At 31.8% G+C, this 1,813-nt stretch carries 1 protein-coding gene and 1 pseudogene; both read right to left on the reverse strand.

The genetic code is table 11. The annotated features are described in order from the left end of the window. Window positions 1-460: 460 nt before the first annotated feature. On the reverse strand, window positions 461-721 hold the full coding sequence (locus tag GQ596_RS10880; RefSeq protein WP_160401745.1) for a hypothetical protein: 261 nt from the start codon (window positions 719-721) through the stop codon (window positions 461-463). Next, window positions 721-1,813 (reverse strand): annotated as a pseudogene (locus tag GQ596_RS10885) (hypothetical protein); the annotation flags it as partial. The pseudogene GQ596_RS10885 and the gene GQ596_RS10880, both read right to left, overlap by 1 nt.

Raw genomic sequence — 1,813 nt, forward strand, 5'->3', positions numbered from 1 at the left:
GTGGTGCGAAGGTGCTAGTATAAATCACCTTTCACTTTCTTCACTCCACCGTGTTTAAAATTGCACTTCATGTTTGAATCCAGGTATTCTGACTGATTTTTTGTAAGTAAAACCATAACTTAATGTGTTTTTTATGTTTTGAATAAAGGAACATATGACACAATGAGCAATACAGTAAACGGAATTTATTATCCATGGCGCATGAAAACAACAATGGCTAAAAATTGGTGCTAAACCAAAATTAACAATTAAAAAATTAATTATAGAGTTTAGTGACAGTGTTAACTGCCACTTTTTAATAACGAACACACTAAGTAAGATAGTGTTAGAATTGTCGGGTTAAGTTTGAGCTACTACAAAAGGGCAAGTTAATGGTTCAACTTGCAAAGTAGATCATATTGTTCATAAATTATTAGTTCAGTTCTACAATCTACTTCGCAGAACTGAATTATTAAAAATATTATTCTTCTAGTACATAAGACTTATAAGTTCCATCATCATTTTCTAACCAAAAACGAGAGCATTTAGTACAAACAAGTACTCTAATTCTTTTTGCGTCTACTTTTAAAACAAAATCATCAACGTTAATTTGATTATGATTTTTTTCTAATATCCATATAATTTCATCAATTATTTTTTCAGCAATAAAAGAATATTCATAATCATTATCACTATCAGATAAATGCATTACATGGCCACATTTACAAATAAATTTAGGCATTATTGAGCTCCTTTATTGGGTCTGTCATAACGAGTAATTTGACCTTTAGAATCTTGAAAGAATAGAGTATTTATATTTTTTGCTCCCGGTTTTCCCCATGTGCGATTTACAATACTTTGTATGTCAGTCTTTGATAGATCTGCCTGAATAATAATAGAGTTTGTTTGTCTATTTTTATTTTCAATTGTCCTTAATATTGATTTCTCAGTCATTATTTTAGAATTTGGTGTATAAACATCAACTTTACCAATTCCTTCAACATAAAGATCTTGAGTTTTAACCTTATTTTGATTAACTTCCTTTTTAACAACAACATCATAACCTAAGTATAAGAAACCACTACCTGCTCTTATCTCATTAGCATTTGGTGTTGAACCTTGTTCAAAAATCATCGTTCCGGTTTTACCGGAATTAATATTACTAATTGAATTACTATCAGGCGCAAGTACAATTTGATTGCCTTTATCTAAAATGACATTTCCAGCTGTTCCTGTTAAATTGTCTTTAGGAATAAAATTAGAAGTTACTACCGGCGCTAATGTTAAAACACCATCAACAACTTTTAATACGGCATCAGTTGTAAATTTGCCCTCATTGTATATTTGAGAAACTCCTTCACCTAATGCATGACTTCCTTGAGCCGTATCAATTGCATTATAAATAAAACCTACTCCTCCAGGCAAAAAGTTCATTACTGGACGACCGACTTGTCGCTCCCATTCCGTTGCTTGAAGATACTTCTGAATATTATATTGTTCTCGATAATATTCTTCATTTTCATCCATTGCACGAGAGCTAAATAATTTTTCAAGTAATGATTTATTTGCGATAGATTCCCAGTAAGCATCATTATATTGCTCTTGCTGCTCTTTTGTTCCTAAATATGGATAATCATAATTATGAGCCCTATATCCCCAGTTACCTGTTAATAAATCGTTAACTGATTGTCTGGCGGCTTCTTCTCCGCTCATTCCTTCCACTTGTTGGTAATAACGTGACAAAGATACAGCTAGTTGTTGAACCTCTGCTTCCGTTAATGAGTTCGGATCTTTATAATATTTTCCAACTAGATAATCTCCTTTTTGATCTAAC

Source organism: Gilliamella sp. Pra-s60 (assembly GCF_009795755.1).
Lineage (GTDB): Bacteria > Pseudomonadota > Gammaproteobacteria > Enterobacterales > Orbaceae > Gilliamella.